Source organism: Mesorhizobium sp. WSM4884 (assembly GCF_029625675.1).
Classification (GTDB): Bacteria; Pseudomonadota; Alphaproteobacteria; order Rhizobiales; family Rhizobiaceae; genus Mesorhizobium.
In genome coordinates, this window is the sequence record NZ_JARTVO010000010.1 from 162,901 (window position 1) to 186,156 (window position 23,256).

The 23,256-nt window shown below is 57.6% G+C and carries 16 protein-coding genes and 3 pseudogenes; 10 read left to right on the forward strand and 9 right to left on the reverse strand.

The genetic code is table 11. The features are described from left to right. Positions 1–506: 506 nt before the first annotated feature. Positions 507–1,577, forward strand: a pseudogene (locus P9236_RS18100) (IS5 family transposase). A 248-nt stretch (positions 1,578–1,825) separates the two neighbouring features. Here the strand turns inward: P9236_RS18100 and P9236_RS18105 are convergent. From P9236_RS18105 to P9236_RS18140, 8 genes are all read right to left on the reverse strand, one after another. Next, complete coding sequence (locus tag P9236_RS18105; protein WP_176477193.1) at positions 1,826–2,494, reverse strand: hypothetical protein; 669 nt, start codon at positions 2,492–2,494, stop codon at positions 1,826–1,828. Positions 2,495–3,056: 562 nt separating this feature from the next. Continuing rightward, positions 3,057–3,833 carry an ectoine/hydroxyectoine ABC transporter ATP-binding protein EhuA gene (ehuA, locus tag P9236_RS18110; RefSeq protein ID WP_063170381.1) on the reverse strand — a complete coding sequence of 259 codons (777 nt, stop codon included), beginning with the start codon at positions 3,831–3,833 and terminating at the stop codon, positions 3,057–3,059. Positions 3,834–3,952: 119 nt separating this feature from the next. Continuing rightward, positions 3,953–4,621 (reverse strand): ectoine/hydroxyectoine ABC transporter permease subunit EhuD, encoded by a 669-nt coding sequence (gene ehuD / locus P9236_RS18115; RefSeq protein ID WP_063169345.1) that lies wholly within the window; start codon positions 4,619–4,621, stop codon positions 3,953–3,955. Then, positions 4,618–5,289 (reverse strand): ectoine/hydroxyectoine ABC transporter permease subunit EhuC, encoded by a 672-nt coding sequence (ehuC, locus tag P9236_RS18120; RefSeq protein WP_063169346.1) that lies wholly within the window; start codon positions 5,287–5,289, stop codon positions 4,618–4,620. Before ehuC ends, ehuD begins: the two co-directional genes overlap by 4 nt. Before the next feature lie 59 nt (positions 5,290–5,348). After that, positions 5,349–6,221: an ectoine/hydroxyectoine ABC transporter substrate-binding protein EhuB gene (gene ehuB, locus P9236_RS18125; protein ID WP_082826582.1), complete on the reverse strand. Its 873-nt coding sequence runs from the start codon at positions 6,219–6,221 to the stop codon at positions 5,349–5,351. Positions 6,222–6,445: 224 nt separating this feature from the next. Continuing rightward, on the reverse strand, positions 6,446–7,567 hold the full coding sequence (locus P9236_RS18130; protein WP_063169347.1) for an alpha/beta hydrolase: 1,122 nt from the start codon (positions 7,565–7,567) through the stop codon (positions 6,446–6,448). Positions 7,568–8,337: 770 nt separating this feature from the next. Further along, a complete protein-coding gene (locus P9236_RS18135) occupies positions 8,338–10,023 on the reverse strand; it encodes a GMC family oxidoreductase N-terminal domain-containing protein (protein WP_063169348.1) in 1,686 nt (561 codons plus the stop codon). 475 nt (positions 10,024–10,498) lie between these two features. Beyond that, positions 10,499–10,963 carry an Lrp/AsnC family transcriptional regulator gene (locus tag P9236_RS18140; RefSeq protein ID WP_063169349.1) on the reverse strand — a complete coding sequence of 155 codons (465 nt, stop codon included), beginning with the start codon at positions 10,961–10,963 and terminating at the stop codon, positions 10,499–10,501. 621 nt (positions 10,964–11,584) lie between these two features. Between P9236_RS18140 and ectB the strand changes: the two genes are divergently transcribed. The 9 genes and pseudogenes from ectB to P9236_RS18185 all read left to right on the forward strand — a co-directional run. Further along, positions 11,585–12,901: a diaminobutyrate--2-oxoglutarate transaminase gene (gene ectB, locus P9236_RS18145; protein WP_063169350.1), complete on the forward strand. Its 1,317-nt coding sequence runs from the start codon at positions 11,585–11,587 to the stop codon at positions 12,899–12,901. Positions 12,902–13,126: 225 nt separating this feature from the next. Continuing rightward, positions 13,127–14,587 carry an aldehyde dehydrogenase family protein gene (locus P9236_RS18150; RefSeq protein ID WP_063169351.1) on the forward strand — a complete coding sequence of 487 codons (1,461 nt, stop codon included), beginning with the start codon at positions 13,127–13,129 and terminating at the stop codon, positions 14,585–14,587. A gap of 328 nt (positions 14,588–14,915) precedes the next feature. Beyond that, positions 14,916–15,284, forward strand: a complete 369-nt coding sequence (locus P9236_RS18155) for a GNAT family N-acetyltransferase (protein ID WP_063169352.1) — start codon at positions 14,916–14,918, stop codon at positions 15,282–15,284. Further along, on the forward strand, positions 15,262–15,729 hold the full coding sequence (locus tag P9236_RS18160; RefSeq protein ID WP_224571101.1) for a transporter substrate-binding domain-containing protein: 468 nt from the start codon (positions 15,262–15,264) through the stop codon (positions 15,727–15,729). The genes P9236_RS18155 and P9236_RS18160 overlap by 23 nt, the downstream gene beginning before the upstream one ends. A gap of 756 nt (positions 15,730–16,485) precedes the next feature. Then, positions 16,486–17,679: pseudogene (locus P9236_RS18165) on the forward strand (IS256 family transposase). A gap of 986 nt (positions 17,680–18,665) precedes the next feature. Beyond that, on the forward strand, positions 18,666–19,109 hold the full coding sequence (panD, locus tag P9236_RS18170; RefSeq protein WP_063169354.1) for an aspartate 1-decarboxylase: 444 nt from the start codon (positions 18,666–18,668) through the stop codon (positions 19,107–19,109). A 313-nt stretch (positions 19,110–19,422) separates the two neighbouring features. Further along, positions 19,423–20,691, forward strand: coding sequence for an acetyl-CoA carboxylase biotin carboxylase subunit family protein (locus P9236_RS18175; protein WP_082826583.1), 1,269 nt, complete (start codon positions 19,423–19,425; stop codon positions 20,689–20,691). A gap of 81 nt (positions 20,692–20,772) precedes the next feature. After that, a complete protein-coding gene (locus P9236_RS18180; RefSeq protein ID WP_063169356.1) occupies positions 20,773–21,942 on the forward strand; it encodes a Xaa-Pro peptidase family protein in 1,170 nt (389 codons plus the stop codon). A 117-nt stretch (positions 21,943–22,059) separates the two neighbouring features. After that, positions 22,060–22,290: pseudogene (locus P9236_RS18185) on the forward strand (IS3 family transposase); the annotation flags it as partial. A gap of 142 nt (positions 22,291–22,432) precedes the next feature. On the opposite strand, the gene P9236_RS18190 reads toward P9236_RS18185, so the two are convergent. Then, positions 22,433–22,873 (reverse strand): GNAT family N-acetyltransferase, encoded by a 441-nt coding sequence (locus tag P9236_RS18190; RefSeq protein ID WP_158515807.1) that lies wholly within the window; start codon positions 22,871–22,873, stop codon positions 22,433–22,435. Between the last annotated feature and the right edge of the window lie 383 nt (positions 22,874–23,256).

Sequence of the window (23,256 nt, forward strand, 5' to 3'; positions counted from 1 at the left end):
GCTAGCCAGAATTAAAGTCGATTGGCCGGTTCCAGCTCCTGGCGGCGCCCACGGACAATTCGCATATAGCAAACGAGGCAGTCATTCAGGTTCTGTTCGCGACCTCGGGTTGGAGGGTCCCGTCGAGCCGCAAACGCCTTTATCACGGATGTGTGATGTCGGAATGTCGATGCCGAAATTCCAGAGGATATCCTCTTCCGGCACACGACGGTCTAAGAGGCGTTCGACAAGCTGCGCGCCGCGCAACAACACGGAGCTTGAGCCGCCCGTTGAAAAACGATGTAAACGCTGATGGATCTCCAGCCTGATGCGTGGCCGCCAGCTCGTCGACCGTGAACTATCCGCAAGCCATTGATCTGGCCTTTTGATTGAGGCGGATAGCGTCTTTTGAATTGCAGGATTAGCGGTATTTGGACGCTGTTTTCCTGCAATTCGGTTTTGCGATTCCCTTGTGCTGCGGAGCGTGATTCACTCGGTTCGGCGGCGGCGAATCGAGGGGACGGCGAATGTCCAAGCCACGCGAGACGGGAGAGCAGGACCTGTTCCGCTCCAGGCTCGATCAGATCATCAACATGAAGCAGGCGATCGACCGGCCGGTGCTGGAGGAGCGTTTCGGCGCCGTCTATTCGGACGGCCCCGGCATGCCGCCGCTGCCGACCCGGCTGATGGCGGGGCTGGCGATCCTCAAGCACACCTTCAACCTGTCGGATGAGGTGCTGTGCGAGCGCTGGGTGGAGAACCCTTACTTCCAGTATCTCACCGGCGAGACGTTCTTTTGCCATACGCTGCCGTTCGACCTCTCGTCGATGACGCGCTGGCGCAGCCGCATGGGCGAGGAGCGGATCGTGGCGCTGTTGCAGGAGAGCCTCAGCCTTGCGGTCAAGACCGGGGCGATGAAGCCGGCCGACACGCGCCAGGTGATCGTCGACACAACCGTGCAGCCGAAGAACGTCATGTTCCCGACCGACGCCAAGCTCATCAACCGGGCGCGCGAACGGCTGGTGCGGCTGGCCAAGAGGGAAGGAGCTCCATTTGCGCCAGAGCTATCAGCTGGCGCTGATCAGCCACCAGCGCTATGCCCACGCCAAGCAGTTCAAGCGGGCCAACAAGGCGCTGCGCAGGCTCAAGACCTATCTCGGCCGGACCATTCGCGACATTTCTCGCCAGATCGCCGGCGATGCGGGGCTGGACGCGCTCTTCAAATGGCCGTTCTACCAGGCCGCCACCGTTCTCTAGCAACGCCAGCGCCAGCGCGGCCGCAAGATCTACAGCCTGCACGCGCACGAGGTGGAATGCATTGGCAAGGGCAAGGCGCATATGCCCTACGAGTTCGGTGTGAAGGTGTCGGTGGCCACCACGCTGAAGCGCTCCAAGGGCGGCCAGTTCGCCCTGCATGCAAAAGCGCTGCCCGGCAATCCCTATGACGGCCACACGCTGGCAAGCGTCATATCGGCCACATCAAGAACGAACACCGCATGGGCCGCAACTACCTCGCCGGCCAGCAGGGCGACGCCCTCAACGCCGTCCTGGCCGCCGCCGGATACAACTTCTCCCTCCTGCTCAGGTGGCTGAAGTGATTTTTGTGGCCCTTGATCGCCCTGCTTCAACTCCGGCCGAAGTCGGTCGCCGCTTAGCGTCTGGATCACGGTCGACCAGCACGAGTTCCAAAAATCCAACCTGCATCTCAGGCACCGCGTCCTGACCTCGGAAATCGAGGATCCAGTCTCGACAGAGTATTCGACAAGATGCGGACGTGTGTTACAATAACGAGCCGCAACTCATACCAGACATGAGCTCATATTTTGGGATAGTGGCCTCCAAGCGGTCAAGCCACGGACGCGAATGTCATCCGATAAAGGGTCGCGGCGTCATAGATGGGCAGTCCTGTCCTACGACGGATTGCTGACGTCACCATCGGGAACAATGTACATTCAAATAGGAGGGCGGCAATCCCCGGATGTGCGGCGCCAAGTCGCGCGACACAGGCTGCAACCTCCGACTCCATTTCAACAACACCAGCCGGCCACGCGTCACCTTCAATGCCGCCGATGACTACTCTTGCCTCTGCGGATGAATCTATGCCCAGCAGCTCTTTGCCGCAGTGTCTTGAGTCTGCGGCCACAACGGCGAGCTTTGCGTCAGCTGGAAGCTGCCGGAGTAGCGTGGGCGCCAGTAGCAGGCTCGACATGGCCACCGGGACTTCGACAGACGCGGCCACTGCAGCCTGGTACCGGATACTGAACCCGCAGTCCCCGGTTATCGCGACTGCTCCGCGCTCGACCAACCGCCTGGCAGCTGCAATGTAGGCCGGCTCGAGAGAAGCATCACCGGGAATGACCCTCTCCTCCAAAGCCCCGGCCGCGGTCTCTATTATAATTGGGAAGTCGAAAGTTGCCGGGTTGAAGACCGACTCCGGTTGCGGTGGCGGAAATTCACGAGGCGGAAGTCCGATCTCCAGCCCAATAATTCCGAGGGCCCTTTGTTGAGTTGTCACGGAAGCATCCTTCTTCTGGAAGCAGCTAAGATGGTGATTTCGGCAGCAAATGCCCATCACCTGCGCGATACAGGTTCTCTCTGAATGCACGAATTTAACAGCGTCGAAACGGCTGTTTCAGAGAAACATGCCTTTCCAGGCGCAGTAAGTCGGCATTGTTTTGGTGCATTCGCATGAAAGCCGTAAAAACTGGGAAACCGCAGAACGCTTGTGCGACCCTCCCCGGGCCTGTAGGATACCGGGTTTGCGTCCGCCGTCAGACAATCGTGTTAGGGCACTTTCCAGAGCCCAGATGCCCTGAATGGCAGATTGAACGCACATCAGATCTTCAAGCTCGCAACTGCCGAACGGGCAGCGCTATTTACCTAACTCGACCAATCTGGGGCTTGGACCGGACGATCCTAGTTATGCAGTCCTGAATGAACTGGGGCAGTAACCTCGACATCAACCCGGCCCTGAAAAACCGCGCGTAGGTTCGTCGCAGGGCAGCCTGCTCCGAACGGACCAGTTCCTGCCCGGAAGCCACCCACGGGATAACTCAACTAGCGGCACAACCCGCAACTCACCTCGTCTCCAGCACCGCATTGAGAAACTGCTGCGTTCGCTCGTTTTGCGGATTGCCTAAAAGCTGGCTGGGCGGGCCTTGCTCGACAATCTTACCGCCAGAAAAGAAGCACACGCGATCGGAGAACTCCTTGGCAAAGCCCATCTGGTGCGTGACCATCAGCATTGTGAGGTCATGTTCGGCGCTGAGCTTGCGGATGACGTTGAGCACCTCTCCAACCAGTTCCGGGTCAAGCGCTGATGTCACCTCGTCAAACAGCATCACCTTGGGCCGCATGGCCAACGCCCGAGCGATCGCCACGCGTTGCTTCTGGCCCCCGGAAAGCTGGATCGGGAAATGGTTCTTCTTGTCGCCGAGGCCCACCAAGTCGAGCAGCTCTGCCGCTCGGGCCTCCGCCTCCTTCTTCGAGAGCCCAAGGACGGAGATCGGCGCCTCCATGCAGTTCTGCAGAGCAGTCATATGCGGGAACAGGTTAAAGTGCTGGAACACCATACCGATCTTGGCACGCACGCGACGGAGATGACGCTCGCTCGCCGGCACTATTTGGCCGTTCTTCTGCGTATGCGTCAACGGTTCACCGTCGACCCATATCACCCCCCCGTTGATGTGCTCAAGCGTCATCAGCATGCGCAGAACGGTGGTCTTGCCCGAGCCGGACGGACCAATGATGGACACCTTCTCGTTGCGTGCGATCTCGAGATTGAGTTCGTCCAGCACCGTCAACGCGCCGTAGCGCTTTGTGACGTTCTCGAAGCGAACTATGGGTTCGTTCATGACTTTTTCGCTGCGCCTGATATCGAGGTCAAGCTCGTCCCGCCTGGCTGATGCCCTAGGGCGCTTCGTGAGATCGTCCTCGAAGCGAAGCACAAATTCGCTCATAGTATAAGGCCTCCCTATTGCAGATGGTAGCGGCGGTTGAGCCAGACGCGGACCGACTGCACGATAGCGGAAGCAACCAAGCTGAACACGTAGTAGAAGAAGCCGCACATAGTGATCGCTTCTATGTATCGATAGTTATTGCCCCCGAAATTTTTCGCCTGCTGCAGCATCTCGAAGATCGAGATTGCCGCCAGGACCGGCGTGTCCTTGAACATGCCGATGAAGTAATTGCCCAGAGCTGGCACCATGGGCGGGATCGCCTGCGGCAGAATGATTGTTCGCCAGGTCCGCGTTCGCGAAAGGTTTAGTGCCGTACAGGCCTCCCACTGGCCGCCATCCACATTCTCGATGCCGCCGCGGAAGACTTCGGAACAATAGGCTGCATAGTGGATCCCCAGCACGCCAACTCCCGCCGTCCAGGCAGGAATGAAGATTCCGATCTGCGGACCAACGAAATAGACAAAGAACAACTGCAGCAGCAAGGGCGTTGAACGGATAAACTCCACGATCTCCGCCATGGTGGTCGAGACGTAGCGGTTTGGCGACTGGCGAATCATCGCGAAGACAAGACCCAATATCAGCGCGATCGCAAACCCGAGCAGCGTAGCCTCAATGGTGACGATCGCTCCCTGATAGAGATATGGGAAAGCCTCCCATACGTAAGACCAATCCCAGATCTTCAAGCCACCTGCTCCCGAACGAAACCGCGCGAGACGCGGCGTTCCAGCCAGCGCACGAAAGGAGTGATGAGGGCGCGCGCGATGATGTAATAACCGAATAGTGCAACCGCAAAGAACAGCATATAATCGCCAGTTGCGTCGGCCGCCTGCTTGGCGGCGCTAGTAAATTCGGGAATGGTGATGAAGAAGACGAGCGAGCTACCCTTAAGCACATCGATGAGCATGTTACCCCAGGTCGGCAGCATGGCGCGCATTGCCTGTGGGAGGATAATACGCCGCATCATGGTGAGCCGCGAAAAATTGAGCGCTGTAGATGCCTCATACTGGCCCCTATCAACGGCCTGAATGGCGGCGCGGACATACTCGGCTGCGTAGCCAGAGGCATTCATTCCGATCCCCAAAATTCCGACAGTCCACGGCGACAGGAAAATACCGAAAATCGGCAATACAAAGAACCACCAGTAGAGCTGAACCAGCATGGACGTCCCGCGGAAGAATTCGATGTAGGCGATACTGAACCAGCGCAACTGCCGACGGGGAGAGACTCGGGTCAGGCCCACGAAAAGCCCAAGGACGATCGCTACGACGCAGGCGCCAAGAGTGACGATGACCGTAGTCATGACGCCCTTGGTGAGCACGGCAAAGATAAAGCTGAGATCGACCTTACTCATATGCCCTCCCCACTGACCGCCTACCGGCCAAGGGCCGGGGAGCGGTCAGACGCATAGCTTCAGCCCTTGCAAAGATCAGCGGTCTTGCTGCCATCCGGGAGATCGCGTTTGGTGTAACCATATTTGCCGACCGCGGCCATCATTTCGTCAGAGCCAATATAGTCTTTCAACACAGCATTGAACGCGTCTACCGCAGCCTGTTCGCTGAGCGGGAAGGCTATGGCGGGATGTTCATTCGGTCCCGGCGGGGTATACGGGTCAGCCACCTCAATGCTGGGATCCTGCTCGGCAAGAGTCGTCGCGTTCAGACTATAGAGCGAGCCGGCAGCGGCGCGGCCGGCCTTTACAGCCTGTACGACCTCGGGCGGTCCGGCGACCTGCATAACCTTGTCGTCAGGGAAACCTAATTTCTTCGCCTGCTCGACTGCGGTGGTACCCGTCATGATGGCCAGGGTAAGCCCCTTCTTCTGAGCGTCATGGAGGGAATGCAGCGCTTCCGGATTGCCCTTCGGCACGATCATCGAATCATTGCTCGATGCGATCGGTTCGCTGAACAGGACGTTGCGGCACCGCTCCGGCTTAATCCACATGCCGCCCGTGATGATGTCAAAGCGACCAGCCTGGAGGCCCGGGACAAGGGAACCCCAATCGGTTACGACCGGCTCGATTTTGGTCGTTCCCATCTTTCTCAGAACGTCCAGTGTCATCACATTGACCAGGCCAAGCGGCTCGTTGTTCGCACCAGGATAGGCACTGGGAGGCTCATTGGTGAAGCCAAGACGGATCGTTTCTCCGTTCTTAATCTTATCGAGCAGCGACTCCGCCGAGGCCGAACCGGCAAAGGACGAGATTGTCATCGCCGCCAGGCCGAGCGCGGCAATCCTCTTCAAGATTGCAGCCTTAAAGCATTCGTCGAGTTTCCACTTGACCACTGGTTAGTCCTCCGTTTTCGCATCGCCGATGGTCTCCCGATATGCCTCGGGAAAAGACCATTGCATCATTTGTTGAGCTTGTAGTCCGGCGGTTCCCATCATCGTGTGAGCTGCAGGGTCCCCACTTAGGTATAGATTCCTCCAGTCGATCCTTTGCTACGCCACTTGTGCATGCTTCGTGAGCGTAGCAGCGCAGCTGTGGTGCTTTGTGCGAGAAATGCAAGTTATTCGCAGAAATTCGGTGATTTTTGGGTGCATACGCACATTTCCGTCATCCCCGTGGTTCGTTGGAAGTGAACAATCGCGAGCTGTGGTATGGCCAACTGAGGCACACCACGTCTTGCATGACTCCTGCCCTGCCCGGTTGGATGGGCGCCACCGCCTGGGCTATGCCCTTGTTGCCATGGCAGGGCACAAGTTCGTCGTATGCGACACGCCGCTGAGAGATTCGCCTCGGAGACGCTGGCCCGAGCATTGTTCCCGTCACAGTTGATCATTCGTGCCATTGACGGATGAGTCTGTTCACGGCTTCGCTCCGGATCAACCTGGACGGAATCGCCGGCATTATTGAGCAGATGGAAATCTGAATTCCTGATCAGCTTCGCCAGGTTGATCCCTTGCTCCGGCGTCGCGGTAGGGTCGTTCTTGGACCAGATGATCAACGTCTGGGCCTGAAGCTGATCAAGGTAGGGGAAGATATACTTCTGCTGCAGCAGTGGATAACGATGCAGGTTTGTCTCGTCTTCCGGCAATCTCTGCCAGATCTCCCATTGTCCCCGAGCCGCGGCCCGCCGATAGGCTTCTCGCTCGGCGCATTCCACATCCTGCCCGTGGGCGCGGCAGCTTTTCCGCCGTGCGGTGATGTATTCCTCTTCGCTCGGCATCGGGCCGGAACAGCCGTAAGCCTGCCGGCAGGCCTCCAGCCAAGCTTCGTCACGGTCATCTCCGAACGCCGGCGACACGGAGTTAGCGGTCAGCAGGACAAGCTTAGAAACAAGATCGGGACGCACGATCGCGACCCGCGCGTCGACGAATGATCCTTCTGAATGGCCGACTAGCGTGATCTGCTTCAAACCCAGTTGTTGGAGGAAGCTAATTACATGATTCACACGACCGAGCCGGTTAATGTATTTGCAGTCAGCAGGATAATCCGTTCCCCCAAAATGGAGTTGATCAATCGCTACTACCGTAAATTGATCGGATAGCCCGTTCAGCTGCCGAACAAAGGAACTCTTAGCCTCTGCACGGAAGCCCGCCCCCTGCAGGAAAACAATCGGCCTACCAGCTCCGTTCTCGCAGTACGATGTCTCGACACCATCAACCGATACGCGATGCTTGGTGATCATCGGTTCCTCGGCAAAAGGAGGGGCATCAGGTCGGCATTGCGACATGCGAGATGGACTGCCATTGCTCACTCCTGAGCGTAGCAGCCTCACATGCCACGTTGCCGAACTATCTCGTCTGAATACCGGAAATCGGCACCCCGGAGCCTCGCGTCTTGTCACTTTGCTCTGTCGTCGCCCAGCCACTGCGGCCGGGAGCCTTTTAGGTGCATGGGTGGCATTCCCCGCAAGATTTCAACCCTTGCACAGGTCGCCGGTCTTGGTGCCGTCCGGCAGATTGATTTTGGTGTAGCCGTATTTTGACCGACTGCATCATTTGGTCGGAGCCGATATAAGTATTCAATACCTCGTTGAAGGCATCGACCGCCTGCTGATTGGGCAGGAAGGCGAGACTTGGGTAGCCGGCCTTCCCAGCCGGCGGGGTGAACGGATCTGCCATTTCAACGCTGTCGACCTTGTCAGCGAGCTCCTTACCGTGAAGTAGTTTAGCGACCCCGCCGCCGCGCGGCCGACCTTCACTGCCTGCAAGAATTCGGCCTGGCCGGCGACCTGCATGACACGATCCTCCGGAATGCCCGCGTCTTTGGCGGTCGTGACCGTGTCGGAACCGGCGGTGGTGACCAGCGTTAGGCCCTTATCACGAATATCGTCAAAGGAGTGCTGGTCTTTTGGGATTGCCATTCGGCATGAGCAGGGCTTCGGTGAACTTAGCAAGCGGCTCGGTGAACACCACATTGCGGCAGCGCTCCGGCAGAATGTACATGCCGCCTGGCCTAGCTCCGTCTGCCGTCTCTCAAGGTTGTGTCGGCCAATTTCTCAGCCACCATAATCGTCGGAATGTTTGTGTTCGCCCGAGGGCAAAATGGCATGACGGAAGCGTCGGCGATCCTCAAACCCAAAATACCATGAACGCGTCCCGACGGATCGGTCACAGCGCCAGGATCCGCGGCTGCCCCCATCCTGCAGGTCGACGTCGGATGCCAACTTGGGATGACGTTCTGGCGAATATACCGATCCAGATGTTTCTCGTCGTTGACGAGATCGGAAATGCTATCCCCATCCGTTATGACGCGCCTAATCAGCCCACGGCGCAGCCGCGGCGACGCGTCCATGAGCAGCGCCAGAAATGACGTGAGTGCATAGTTTGTGCTTGTGACCTTGCTCACCAGCTTCGCTCGCGCATTCAACGCTGACGGAAACGGGTCCAGCGCCACAGAGGACAGCGAATCTTGCTGCAGCAGGCGGACTATGAAGCGAAAGCCCTGCTTGAGGCGCTCGGCGTCCCGCTTGTCGCTCAACCAGTTGAAATCGACCTCCGGCTCTATTTTATGCGAACTACCCTTGAGCGCCACAGTTCCCGTCGAGTAGCTGCGATTGACCCACACGGCGAGAGTGCCGAGGCGCCTCCCCAGCGGGTGCCAGGATGATTTGGCAACAGTCGATATTGCCATATCGGTCGACGGGCAGCCTTCGTAACCCGACGAGTAGCGGGCGTGCATCTGAATATATTCGCTCACGCCGGGTGACAAGCGATCGGCCGGCTTCAAATAGGCCGAAACGCAAATCGTGGGGTGTTCCTGAAGATTCTGGCCCACACCTTTCAAATCTGCAACGATAGGGATTCCGAATTGTACTAATTCCTTCGCGGGGCCGATCCCGGAGCGCATCAATATGGCGGGTGAATGGAGTGCTCCTGCGCACAGGATAACGCAAGAAGCGCTATACGATTGCACGCCCGATTTGTTCTCCGTCTCGACCCCCGTTACCGTTGTTCCCAAAAAGGTCAGCCGCGCAACTGTCGTTTCGGATAAAATCGTTAGATTGCGGCGAGAGCGGACGGTTTCGGGTAAGTACGCCATCGCGGAGGAGACCCGATGACCATTGCGGTTGGTCAATGGGACAACTGAATAGCCATCACCGAATGCACCATTGAAGTCTGGCCTGAAATGAAGCCCCAAAGCATCGTAAGCATCGGAGATTGCCCGGATGAAGCCCGACCAGTCTGATTGGCGCACACGTTTGATTGGCAAGGGGCCGTTCGTGCCATGAAATTCCCCGCCGAAATCCAAATCGCATTCTAGACGACGGAAGTAGGGCAGCACGTCTTCCCAACCCCAGCCCGTTGCACCGCTTGAGGCCCACTCATCGTAATCTCCGGGCCCGCCGCGGTTGGCGACTTGGGCATTGATGCTGGAGCCGCCACCCATGACGCGCGCCTGTTCGTAATGGACAGGCTTGCGGCCACCTCGCACCGTTGTCGCGTGGAGTGACTGCCATCGATAACCGGGATTAAGGTAAGCACGCGTTGGGTCGCCATCCTGGATGTCGTCAGGAATGGCATTCGGCGGCGTATCAGGGCCAGCTTCAATGAGCAGCACGCGAGCGCCATAGGCGGAGAGCCTGCTCGCCATCACGCATCCAGAGGAGCCACCACCCACGACGATATAATCGAAAACCACGCAAACTCGCAAATGTCTGAGTCGGGCAAAAATCTAGCAGACGGCGAGCAAGCAAAAACGCGCAATTATCTTGCAGGACGCAGGAAATCAGCGCATTCTTAAGAGATTCGCATTATGGCGGCCTCCCAACGGGGCGGAACGTTTAAACATGACCTTGCCAGCAGTCCATCAGGGCTGAAGGCGATGCCGGAGCGTCGTGACTTAAGTGGACAAAGCGCATCGCGACTGAAGGGGACAAACCTATCGCGAGATACATCAGAATGCAGCCCGGTAGGTCCAGAAGTGCTTTTGCAGCATCGCGCTGACGAGGCCGTTGTAAGGAGCAGAATGATGCTTCGCCTTGCGCTCCATCGCCGCTTTAGCGGTACGAAAACTCCCGTCCCAATCATGGCCGGCGGGCAAGGCGGCTGACCCTTGCGCCAGTCATCGGTGAATCGGATCAACCAGTTGTTGAATGCGCGTAAGATTGCGCGTTCTATACATCGATTGGCACCGCCAAGGTTACCTTCGTGCGATCCATCACAATCATCGTGCTGTAATTTCTAACAGCCGGGCTATCAAAGAAGAAACGCCTCGAGAATGCGTCGTACTCTGCCAAGTCACGCACGGAGAGAAGGAGAACGAAATCGGCGTTACCGGTGACCGCATACGCGCTCATTACTTCAGGCGCCTTCTGTAGAGACTGCTTGAAGCGATCGATGACGTCGGAACGATAGCGCTCAATGTCGACCAAGACCAGCATCATCAGGGACCTGCCCACCGCCTCAGGCGACACGATTGCAACATCAGCCTCAATTACGCCAATTTGTCGCAACTGCTTCAATCGCCGCTGACAGGCCGTGGGCGATATACCGGCCAGTTGGCCCAATTCTTCCGTTGTTTGGCGATTGTTGCGCTGAACAGCGCTTAAGATTTTCAGATCTATCCGATCCAATTCCATGGTCATTCTCCGGAATAGCTGCAATTTGCGCAGAAAAACTGCGATATGCACTCGACTGTAGCCTCAACCCCGCGCAGACGGAAGCCCAAACGATCAGGCCAGGCATGGGACCAAAGTCGGCTATCGTCCTCGACGTCAGTTATAGCCATTGGCCGAAGAGTGCTGTCCACCATCGCCCAACTGACAATGGCAGCCGACGGTCAAAAGCCGAGGCCTTGCGCCCAGTTCGGCCGAGGAAACGTCTCGGAACTTAAACGCTAAGCCGACTGGACGATGATGATAGGGGGGACCTCTATTTCCGCGCTTCGGCTTCCATTCGTTGGCTCACGCTGCCAAGAGTCTCATCTGTGTATAGGGAATCGAGCGCTAGGTTCGCCTGCCCCGGTTGCTGCATCAAATGCAGCCGTCTTGAGGTGGTTGGGAAAAATCGTCACCGCAGCCACACAAACCGCCGGCCTTATGCAACCTGCCGGCAATTTCGCATAATTACTGCATCCCGCCGCTCAGAATTTGCGCAAGGCGCCCAATGTAGCGCGCTATTGTCTCACAACGGCACCTACACGCCACTTCATAAAGCAGAAGAGGCCTGGCTTTGCAGGCTTCAGATTGAGGAGTTCGCCTATGAGCAAGCAATTCGCACCTGAAATGGATGCAGGTCTCGCGGTTTTCAATCGCCTGGAGTCTGAGGTGCGCAGCTACGTCCGCGCCTTCCCCGCCCTATTCGATCGCGGAGTCGGGACCACTCTCATCGCTGCAGACGGTCGGGAATATCTCGACTTTTTCGCCGGTGCAGGCGTTTTGAATTATGGGCACAACAACCCCGTCATCAAGAAGGCGCTGCTGGATTATATCGAGCGCGACGGAATTGTGCATGGGCTGGACCTTGCCACGACGGCCAAGAAAGCCTTCATCGAAGCTTTCGAGCGATACATTCTCAAGCCTCGTGGTCTGACATACAAATTACAGTTTCCCGGCCCCACAGGTACGAACGCGGTCGAAGCGAGTCTAAAACTGGCTCGCCAGGTGACCGGGAGATCGAACATCGTCTCGTTTACCAACTCGTTCCATGGGGAAAGCGCTGGAGCATTGGCAGCGATGGGAAACAAGGAGCACCGGGCCGCTGCCGGGTTTCCCCTCGCCCATGTGACATCGTTGCCATACGAAGGCTACCTGGGGGCGTCAGTTGACACAATCGATTACTTCGAAAAGCTTCTCAATGACCCCAACAGTGGCCTCGACAAACCTGCCGCGGTGATCCTGGAAGGGATCCAAGGTGAAGGCGGCATCAATGCTGCGAGCGTTACTTGGCTGCAACGGCTGCGCGAGCTAACGTCGCGGCACGGAATCTTGATGATCCTCGATGACATCCAGGCCGGGGTCGGTCGCGCGGGCAGTTTCTTCAGTTTCGAAGCGGCTGCAATTGTGCCGGACATCGTTACCCTGTCCAAATCTTTGTCGGCGATCGGAACCCCAATGGCCCTTATTCTCATCAAGCCTGAACTTGATGTCTGGGCCCCGGGCGCACACACCGGGACCTTCAGAGGCAACAACTATGCTTTCGTCACTGCTCGTGCGGCCCTCGAAGCTTACTGGTCCGACTCCAAGTTCGAGGATGAGATCGCTCGCAAGTCTGCGATCTTGGTCCAAGAACTCAACGCGATTACCGAGGAATTCCCCACCCTCGGCCTGAGCGTGCGAGGCCGCGGTCTGATGTACGGACTCGTTTCACCGAAGCACCACTCCTTGCCAGGTCTGGTCTCCCAGGAGGCTTTTCGTCGGGGCTTGGTGATCGAGATCGCCGGCTCATACGGTGAGGTGCTTAAGTTCATGACTGCCCTCACCATCGCCGAGGCTGACCTTCGGCGTGGTCTGTCCATCATTCGCGACAGCATTGGCGCAGTAGCGACTACCCTCGACGGTGGAGGCGCGGCTCGCTAGCCGACAAAGCACCGGGCCACTAGCAGGTCCAAAATCGGGCCGCTCGCAGTCACGGAACGGGAAGGCCGTTCCGTGGCATGTGGCAGTGGGCGAACTCGGAGCGGCTGAACGGCAGACTAGGGCTTTCACTGCCGGACCGATACCACGGTTGCCGTTCTTCCTGCGGCGCCGACCACTGTCGCTGCGCCAATTCGAAGAAAATCGAGCGATAAGAAAGAGGACTGGATGGCCAGCAACGACGTAGTCAAAAATTATATCGATGGCGAGTGGCGGGATTCTGTGTCCGGCACACGCATCGAGGTCGATGACCCGGCGAGCGCCGAAACGATTGCTGTCGTAGCTGAAGCAGGACCCCAAGACATCGAGCTTGCCGTTACTGCTGCTCACCGCGTTTTTCGCGACCGCGTGCTGATAGACATGCATCCGTATGATCGCGGTCGCATGTTGTTTCGCGTTGCCGACGCCCTTGAAGCGCGTTTCGACGAGATCGCAGCCATTAACTGCGCGGAGACGGGGAAGGCATTGGAACTTGCCGATGGCGAGGTTCAGACCGCCATCAGATACCTGCGATACTATGGTGGCTTGGCCGACAAACTTGAAGGGCGCTCGATCCCGCGCGGGGCCAACCTGGTCAACTACACAGTCAGAAGTCCCTTCGGCGTGTCCGCCCAGATCGTTCCGTGGAATGGTCCACTTGAACTGACGGCCCGCTCGCTGGCCTGCGCCATCGCAACCGGCAACTCAGTCGTGGTGAAGTCGCCGGAACTAGCTCCCCTTTCCGGAGTTGAACTTGCGCGTGCCTGTGAGACAGCGGGGCTGCCTGCCGGAGCGGTCAACGTGCTCACTGGATACGGCCAAACGGCAGGCCAGGCGCTGATCGAACATCCCGACGTTCGCCACATCGTCTTCACGGGCTCGATTACTACTGGGCGGACGGTGCTCAAGACGGCAGCGGATCGGATCGTGCCCTGCATAATGGAACTGGGCGGAAAGTCGGCTGCAGTTGTGTATTCCGATGCCGACCTCGACTGCGTTGTGGAAGCGGTACGCGTCGGGACCTTTCTGAATGCAGGCCAGAATTGCAACAACCTTACACGTCTTATTGTGGAACGTTCTATTGCAGACAAACTGGTGGAAAGAGTGAGGGTCTGCGTCGAAGGACTGTCGGTCGGTCCAGGACGCGAAAACTGCGACATCACCCCGTTGATCTCCCGAAACCAACGACAAGGAGTTGAGCGGGCCTGCCAGACGGCCCTCTCGCAGGGCGCGCGACTCGTAACCGGCGGGACTGCGCTTTCGGAGCGGAGCGGTTACTTTATGGCGGCCACGGTGTTTGCCGATGTCGCGCGAGACAGCAATCTCTTCCAGCAAGAAGTATTCGGTCCTGTTCTTGCCGTTACCACGTTCGATAATCCGGGAATGGCCGTCAATCTCGCGAACGACACCGTTCACGGTCTGGCAGCGGGCGTGTTCACGCGGGATATTGACCGGGCCCTCTGGACCGCCGACCGCCTTTGGGCCGGTCAAGTGTACGTGAATGGGTGGTATGTGGGCGGGGTGGAAACACCGTTCGGTGGGATAAACCAGTCCGGCTACGGCAGGGAGAAGGGTCAGGAAGCGCTGGACGGCTACGTTCAGACGAGAAACGTTGGTATCCGCCTCTCGCAGCCACCATCTGGAAATTGAACGCTTGCTGATCCCTACCGACGGCGCGGCTGTCGGGCGATGCAGGATTCAATGACCTCGACCAAATCGAAATAAGCCCGGCGAGAGAATCCGTATCGGAGGTCATCGAGAACAACTCTAATCATAGGATTTTTGGCTGCGGACGGGCTTTACCCACCACGGACATGTAGGAGCGCATTGCCTAGCCCGCTGCGTGGGTCGCATGGGTCAGGAGAGGATCACAGTGCTTCAGAGACAATTGAGATTCGCAGAGCTGCCGCCGAAGATTTCGACAAGTTGGCAATGTTGAACCGCGAGTTGATCGAGGCCGAGAAGCATCGAAACCCCGATGACGGTTTCAGAACTCAAGGAGCGGTTTATTCAGTTGGTGAATCGCGAAATTTGGATGGTCGACCTCTTCAGCCAGAACGGCGAGATTGTGGGCCTCGCCACTCATCGTTTGGAGCCAGACAATGCGGAGCCGAGTGGGCAACGCGTCTTTTTGAGGCAATTCTACGTCAGCTGCCAACACCGACGTTCGGAGATTGGCTGCAGGACCCTTGAGCTGCTTATTCGGTCTCGTTTCCACAACAAATCAAGGATTTTCCTCGACGTGCTGGAGACCAATCCTGGCCGCAAGACCTTCTGGTCTCACACCGGTTTTGTCGCCTACAGCACGCTCATGGAGCGTCTCGTTGAAAAAGCGGACACCAAATAACCTGCGGTGCTGGGAATTAATTTGGGGATCGGATTGTCTGGCATTTGCGTGCGTCGCGCAAAAACACGAGAATAGAATCGAGCCGGTCGTAACCGAATGGGGCTCACTTGTCCCCGGCCTGCAGGCTAGCCGCTTCGACTTCATCACGGCCGGCATGTGGATCAAGCCGGAGCGCTGCCGCAACGTGCTGTTCAGCGAACCGATCGCTACGGAGAGAGGCGCACTGCTGGTGCCTAAGGGCAACCCGGAAGGGCTGCATTCTTATGAGGATGTGCGTGACAAGGGACTCACCTTCGTCAGTGATACAGGCTACACCGCGGTCCAGGACGCGAAAAAGTCAGGCATCGCCGACGACAAAATCATGCAGGTCGCCGGACCGCCGGCGGACAGGCTGTCGCGCCGCCGCCGGTGCCCTCGACTACTTTACAGCGACTGGACTTGTTAAGAAGGACCACAGCCTTGAGCTGGCCGATTCGTTCATCGCGCCAGCCAACTATCCTGCTATCGCCTTCGAGCTCAACGAGCAGGCTGCGGTCGACGCGTTCAATGCCGTATGCAGGACTATGTTGGCTCTGGCGAAATGATGGCAGTATTCGGCAAATACGGCTACGGCAAAGACAACCTGCGGACGGCAGCAAGACCGCTGACCTCTGCAGAGGCTGAAGGCAATGTGCCTTAACACGTCCCCGGTCATGGCGGGGACGTGTTCAGTGGGCAAGCGTCTGTGAGGCGATTTCAGGTCCACCGTGGCGGTGCTCACAAGACGCGCCTCATTGCCTGAAACAAACACATCTACACTTCATCGGGTGCGCACATGTGAGCGTCGCGGCCCACAATACGACGGCCAATATGCGGGCTGGCTCACCTGCCACATCAGGCAACTGCGCAAGCAAATCCCCTGACGTGTGCCGGAACGAGAAGCAGGAGAATACTGTGGAAATCAGAGTTGTACGCCCGGGCGACCTTTCTCAATTGCGCAAGATTTGTGACGAACACATCGACTTGGAAGGGGTGACAATAGCGGACCAGGACCTGAGTCCTTATTGGAACTCGGCGTTTTTTGGAACACCTGCCCAGTTGTTCGGTTGGGTTTGTGATGAAGGAGGGTGTGTGCTGACAGTTCTGCAAATTCGCTGAGAGAGGGCGGTCATGGCAGGCTGGTGATTGTTCACGTCACCGATTCCCGCGAAGGAACGCCACCATGACCAAGATTGAAAGTAAGACCGGCAGCGCTGCCATCAAAGACATTCTGCTTTCGGACCCGGACGGACTTCACGAAGTGATCCGTGCGGTGATGCAGGAGGTACTCGAGGCCGAGATGGACGAGGCGCTGGGGGCTTCGAAGAGCGAGCGCACACCTGAGCGGCTCGGCTACCGCTCGGGTTATTACGGCCGCACCCTTGTCACGCGGGTCGGCAAGCTTGAGCTGCGGGTTCCGCAGGACCGGGCCGGCCGCTTCTCGACCGAGCTTCTCGAGCGTTACCAGCGTTCGGAGCGGGCCTTGGTGGCGACGCTTGCGGAGATGTATGTGCAGGGCGTGTCGACCCGCAAGGTCAAGGCGATCACGGAAGAGCTGTGCGGCCATGCGTTCTCGGCCTCGTCGATCTCGGCCATCAACAAGCGGCTGGACGAGAGCCTCGCTGCCTTTGCCAGGCGCCCCCTTCAAGAGCCGTTTCCTTACCTCATCCTCGATGCGCGCTAAGAGAAGGTGCGTGAGGCCGGCGTCGTCATGAGCCAGGCGGTGCTGATCGCTGTCGGCATCGACTGGGACGGCCGGCGCCAGATCCTGGCCGTCGAGATGGCCAATCGCGAAAGCCGCTCGGCCTGGAGGGATTTCCTCGTCGCGCTGAAGGCGCGCAGCCCCAAGGGCGTCGAGCTGGTTGTCTCCGCCAATCATGCCGGCCTGGTCGCGGCGATCGGCGAGGTGATCCCCGAAGCCGCCTGGCAGCGCTGCTACGTCCACTTCCTCAGGAACGCGCTCGATCACCTGCCGAGAAAGCACGGCGCCGACTGCCTGCAGGACTTGCGCTGGCTCTAATGACCGGCGCGATCTCGCCGAGGCCAAGGCCGATCTCGCCGCATGGCTGTCCAAATGGTCGGGCCGCTATCCGCGACTGACGAGTTGGGTGGAGGAGACCATCGAGCGCACGCTGACCTTCTTTTGCCTGCCGCGCCAGCATCACAAGCATCTCAAGAGCACCAACATGCTTGAACGGCACAATGAGGAAATCCGCCGGCGCACCAATGTCATGCGCATCTTCCCCAATGAAAGCTGCCTGCGCCTCGTCAGGGCGCTGGCTGCGAGACCAACGAGAACTGGATGGAGGCCAACCGCTACATCAACATGGACGATCTGCGCGAGCACAAGAAGCTCGCTCTACGCCAAGCCGCATGACCAGCATCGTGGCCGCCCCATTTTGCAGAACTTGACGCACACAACCTGAAGGAGGTAAGCGTCATGACAACTCTTAGAGGATACATGACCGCGTCGATCCGGCTTTTCCTTGTTGGTCAGGGGCGATCCTCGGGTACGCCTCCGGCGAGGGCCGCCTTGCGCGATCATGGCACGGTAGCGAGGCTGGGCTCTTAAGGTCGTCCTTAGGAGCGTAAGCCCCGCGACCATCCCATCGCTGAAAACAAACCCTTGATCAGCGGGCGCCCGACGGACCGCCTCTGTCGTCGTGGCGCTCCCATGAAGAACCTGGCCCATAGTGCATCCTTTGATTCGGAAGATAAGGATGCCCCATCAAAACCTGAGATCAAACATTTAGGCAGGCCTCGACTGGGACAAGTAAAACGGCCGCATTCGAGGCATGAGGCTGCACGCGTCTAAGATCCGAACAGCCAATACCCGAGCGTCCTCGACATCCCCGCCGCCAGAAGTCAACGATGCCCAGATCGGCCGCACGACCACCAGCAGAAGGGCGCCACCTCAACCCGTCCTACACTCAACATTTTGTCGCGTCCGCGACGTGCCTTCTTGATCCGATCCGTGGTCTGCTCACCTAAATAGCTGAAAGAGATCACGCATTTCTGTTTCCGGCCTGATTAGCCAGTTTGGCACGAGGTTTGCAACTTTGTGTGCGATCCAGTTGAACGGGCCGATTGGCACAGTCACCTGAAATCACAACTAATTAAAGGAACGGAACATGTCGGAACTGTATCGGATGGCATTACCAATGGGGGACAGCCGGCCGGCAATGCCTCCGCCCACCACAACCAGCCTTCGCCTGACTGTCTCGTGCTGGCCACGCCAGAGTAATCAATTTTGTCCTAAGAACCACAATACGACAAATCGCAGAACGTCCATCCATCCATCCTGAAACCAAGACACAGCAATCGCTTGTCGACGCAGTGTCCCACCGCCGAGAGGAAATGTAGATGAGAAAATTTGTTGCCGCCAAGCTTCATGGAATAACTGTGACCGACGCGAATTTGAACTACCGGGGCTCAATAACTTTGGATCCAGATCACTGCGACGAAGCCGGCATCCTTCCAATGGAATTCGTTGAAATCTGGAATAAATCATCGGGCGCTCGAATCAGCACTTACGTGATTTATGGAGAGCGGGGTTCTCGTTGCTGCGTGCTGAACGGAGCCGCTGCTCGCACCTGTCAGGTCGGGGACGAAATAATCGTTTGCTCCTCCGCATACATCGAGGAGCATCAGATGGTGGAGATCAAGCCGCGAGTGCTGACTTTCCACCGGGATAATTCTATCTGCGACCACATGTTCTACGAGGGTGCAATAGACGACGATGGAAGGATAACGTTCTCGATTCGCGAGGGCTCTCCCGGCGATAACGCGCTAAAACTCACTCCCTAGTAGGGCCTTTCGGTGACAGCTCGTGGCGCCGGGTCCCGGTCAAGGGCGTACTCGTCCCCAGTACTCTGGTACGCGATACAGTGCATTATCCCACTCGGCCACTATTCGGTCAGTTGCCATCAAGCCCAATCGGTTCTGCCCAGATCTGGGAAGACGATTTTGCTGCGCCAAAGGCAACTTCAGCTTCAGCCAGCGGCTGCGGGTAGAGGCGACCAATTTCACGGAATGTTTGGCCTTGGATCGTTGTCTTTAAGTCTGAGGTCCACGATGGCAAAACGACCTATCGACAAAAACGCAGAGTGGAGAACAGCCAATGTCAAGGAAAGCTCTCATCCTGGTTGAAGGCCATGCAAGAGGTAATGGAATACGATACATCCACGCGGCCCGGCGTCTTGGCTTTCATCCAATTACACTATCAGTTGATCCAACACAGTACGAGTATCTTGCGGCGGAAAGAAGCGAGGCAATCCGTGTCGATACAACCAATCTTGATACCTTGATTCGCGAATGTTCCAGGCTGCGTGAGACCAATGACATCGCTGGTATCACGGGCTTCTCGGGCATCGACGAGTCGGTCTATGCAACCGTTGGCAAACTATGTCGGCATTTCGACTTACCGGGACCCAACCCCGAATTGATTGAACGATGCTGTGACAAATTCTCTCAGCGCCAGCTACTTGCGGAAGCCGGAGTTCCGATACCCGCTTATCGCATGGCGCTGAATGTGGCAGAAGTAGAAAGCGCTGTCGCGGAGATCGGCTTTCCCGTAATTGTTAAGCCGGCAATCGGCAGCGGTAGCATCGGTGTCCGATTGTGCCGCAACGCCGATGAGTTAGCTGACCACACGACCTATCTGTTGGGTGGGAAGCACATCTGGCCGTCTTCGCCGAGGATATTGGTTGAGGAATTCGCGCGCGGCCCTTTTTATAGCGTGGAGATAATGGGCAATGAGGTTATTGGGATTGTCGCCGTTGATTTCGGCCCCCCACCGCATTTCGTCTTCCGTGAAACGACCTTCCCGGCCCCGCTTGCGGAAGACGATCATGACCGTATCGTTGATGTTTCGCTGAGGTGCTTGCAAGCTCTTGGCCTTAATTGGGGGCCAACGAACATCGAGCTCCGGTTGACTAATCATGGCCCGGTTGTAATCGAAGTGAATCCGCGTCTTGCTGGTGCGCTTGAGCCTGAACTGGTCCAACTGGCGAGCGGTGTCGATCTGGTCACCGAGCACATCAAGCTTGTCGTCGGCGAGGAATGGGATTTGCGCAGAAGGCATTTGCAGACCGCAGCCGCGCGGTTCCTAGTTGCTGATTGCGACGGCACCCTCGATTGGATCGATGGCGGCAGTCAGGCGATCGCGGTACCAGGTGTCGCTGAAATCAAATTGTATGTTGAACCCAACGCGCCGATCTTCAGGAAAGGCGATTTTCGAGACTGGATAGGACATGTCGTCGCCGTTTCACCCAGCCTTGCTCAGACCGAAGCGATACTCCAACGAGCTGTCGACTTAATCGCTTGGTCTATCACACCGCCGTCGGGCGAACAGGAGCGATCTGCAGCCCCACGACTCCCCCCCAACTGAGAGGTGATCCGTCGCCAGCATAAGAACTCTTACCCGCAATAGCTCGCCTTGTTGTCAAAAGCATAGCTGGAGTTCAAACTTATGAATATATCCAAGGGACCCCAGGCATTCCCTAGAAGTGAATACCTTCGCCGGCTCGGCTCGGTGAAGTTCGAAATGGGTCGGTGCGATATCGACGCGCTCGTCGTTTCCGACCAACATAACATTACCTATCTCACGGGGTACACCGCGCTATCAGCCTATGTTCCTCAGGCCGTTGTGGTTTCGATACGAGAAGAGGAACCGACGTTCATTCTGCGCCGCTGTGATGCGCCGGCAGCCATTCATCAATGTTTTATGGAGCGCGACAAAATCGTCGCATACCCCGAAGCGTATATTGGAAATCCTGACAAGGATGGCTATGACGCGGTAGTCGATTACTTGGAGGACGTCGGCCTCGCGAGTCGAGGCATAGGAATCGAGCTATGCTGCCTTCCATCGCAATCGGCGAAAAAGTTTAGGATGCGCCTGCCTGGTGCCACGATCGTCGATGCTACTAAGGCGGTCACTTGGAAAAGGCTCATCAAGTCAGATCTCGAGATAGCTGTAATGCGGGAGGCGGCGGCAATCTCAGACGCCGCGATTCGACGCGCTGCTGAGGTAATACGCCCCGGGGTGCGTGAAGCAGACGCGTGCGCGGAAATTGTGGCAACGTTGGTGCGCGGCGCAAACGGTAAGCCAGGAAGCGGGATCGAGGGAATAAGTTTGTGTTCATCACCGCGAACGGGAACGTGCCACATTCCGTGGAGCGAGGACGTTTTTCGCTATGGATCGCAGGTGAATCTCGAAATCGGCGGTGCGCGATATGGTTACTGTGCTGGGCTTATGCGCACTTACACGATCGGCTCACCCTCCGATCGTCTACGTCGCGTGCATGAGATCCAAGTCGCCGGCCTTGAGGTCGCTCTTGATGCGATACGGCCAGGAGCGACTTGCAGCGATGTTGCCAACGCCTTCAATCGCAGCATCGAGAAGCGGGGCCTCAAAAAGGAGACGCGTTGCGGCTATGCACACGGCATTGGTTGGTTGGAGCCGACCGCAAGCCTTAAGGATGGCGATATGACAGAGTTGCTACCAAACATGACCTTTCACCTGATGTTAGGTAATTGGATCGAGGAGGATTTTGGATACGTCATCAGCGAAACGTTCCGTGTCACAGACTCCGGCGTCGAGGTACTGACCACTGCTCCCCGGAAGATTTTTGAGATCTAAATTAGAATATGGCTTGTCATAACGACAGCGCGGACGTCCGGAATAGATCTTGCCGGTCGACGAGATGTCGCCTACCTTGTTGAAGTGCGGACGGCGAGCGGCGGTCGGCATGCGGGGCCGATCCGTGTCGAGGCGAAGCCGAACGCACGCTGGTCGCTGTACGACCAGTTCTCCTGCGGCCGATCAACTCGTCGACGACGTGACGCGCGAATGCCTTACGCGATTCCGGACACAGATCTCTGGTCGCCGCGTTGCTCGCGAACTGACGACCTGATCGCCCAGCGCGGCAAGCCCGGCATGATCGTCGCAGACCACCGCACGGAGTTTACCTCGAACACGGTCCTTGCCTGATCAATGGATCATCGCGCCGAAAATACATTCCGCTGCAAGCCCATGTGCGCAACATAAATGGCTGCACCTCTAGTCTACTCGCCACTGTTTAAAAGACTGGGGCAGGTCAATGCGCTTTCGTTACGACCTCAGAGCAAGTCTACAGGTCATAGTAGTAGGTAAGGTATGGACTCAATTTACCGATCTTGTCATAGAGCGCCCGCGCATGATAATTTGATCTGTCCGTATTCCAATAGATTCTCAGCCAGCCTTGGTCGCGACCGTAGGAGGCCAGATTCGTGAGCATGGCTTGGCCAATCCCCTGGCGCCGCGAAGACTCGTCGACATAGAGATCTGCGAGAAAACAGACCGGACGATCGCTAAGAGTATACGGGTGAATGACAAAGGTAGCAAAACCTATGGTAACGCCAGTTGCTGAGACCGCGATCAGCGCGTTAATCGGTTCGTCTGGGCGCTCGATGCGCCGCCAGATCCTATCTGTCGCCTGTTCTGATGAATTGAGACCTTGGTCGGCGCAATATGCGTACCAAAGGGACCGCCATGCATCGCGGTCGGCAGTGCCTGCGAGACGAATCTCCATGAGGGGCGGGCTCCGGCTGAGAATGGGCTCCAGGGCGCGAGGTGTTCGGCCTGAAAGGTTGACGGCTTGCGATAACTGCCACCGGCCCGCAAGACGTGCAGCACGCGACCGCCGGGTGTTATAAGATCTTTCCGCCTGTGACGGCGTCGTGGTCGCGCTGGAACTGGTTCCCGGGAGCTCGGTTCGCGATACGTCAAGCGCGAGTTGGGCGAGCGTTATCATGGGATCAAGTTCCCTCAGGTTTTCCCGCAGCACGTTTGCGACAGCGGTGCAGATCTAGTGCGATCTTTCCCTGCGACCACACGATGCAAACAATCTGACACCATAGGTGCATTCATCCCGAAGCGGGCTTCCGACCGCCGCGCTACACGCGCGACGGCGGG

Bases quoted from the DNA above. Each gene is read 5' to 3' on its own strand.
- ehuA (WP_063170381.1), bottom strand. From the start codon at position 3,833: ATGAACGAACCCATAGTTCGCTTCGAGAACGTCACAAAGCGCTACGGC.
- ehuC (WP_063169346.1), bottom strand. From the start codon at position 5,289: ATGAGTAAGGTCGATCTCAGCTTTATCTTTGCCGTGCTCACCAAGGGC.
- P9236_RS18130 (WP_063169347.1), bottom strand. From the start codon at position 7,567: ATGATCACCAAGCATCGCGTATCGGTTGATGGTGTCGAGACATCGTAC.
- P9236_RS18140 (WP_063169349.1), bottom strand. From the start codon at position 10,963: ATGGAATTGGATCGGATAGATCTGAAAATCTTAAGCGCTGTTCAGCGC.
- ectB (WP_063169350.1), top strand. From the start codon at position 11,585: ATGAGCAAGCAATTCGCACCTGAAATGGATGCAGGTCTCGCGGTTTTC.
- P9236_RS18150 (WP_063169351.1), top strand. From the start codon at position 13,127: ATGGCCAGCAACGACGTAGTCAAAAATTATATCGATGGCGAGTGGCGG.
- P9236_RS18155 (WP_063169352.1), top strand. From the start codon at position 14,916: ATGACGGTTTCAGAACTCAAGGAGCGGTTTATTCAGTTGGTGAATCGC.
- panD (WP_063169354.1), top strand. From the start codon at position 18,666: ATGAGAAAATTTGTTGCCGCCAAGCTTCATGGAATAACTGTGACCGAC.
- P9236_RS18175 (WP_082826583.1), top strand. From the start codon at position 19,423: ATGTCAAGGAAAGCTCTCATCCTGGTTGAAGGCCATGCAAGAGGTAAT.
- P9236_RS18180 (WP_063169356.1), top strand. From the start codon at position 20,773: ATGAATATATCCAAGGGACCCCAGGCATTCCCTAGAAGTGAATACCTT.
- P9236_RS18190 (WP_158515807.1), bottom strand. From the start codon at position 22,873: ATGGAGATTCGTCTCGCAGGCACTGCCGACCGCGATGCATGGCGGTCC.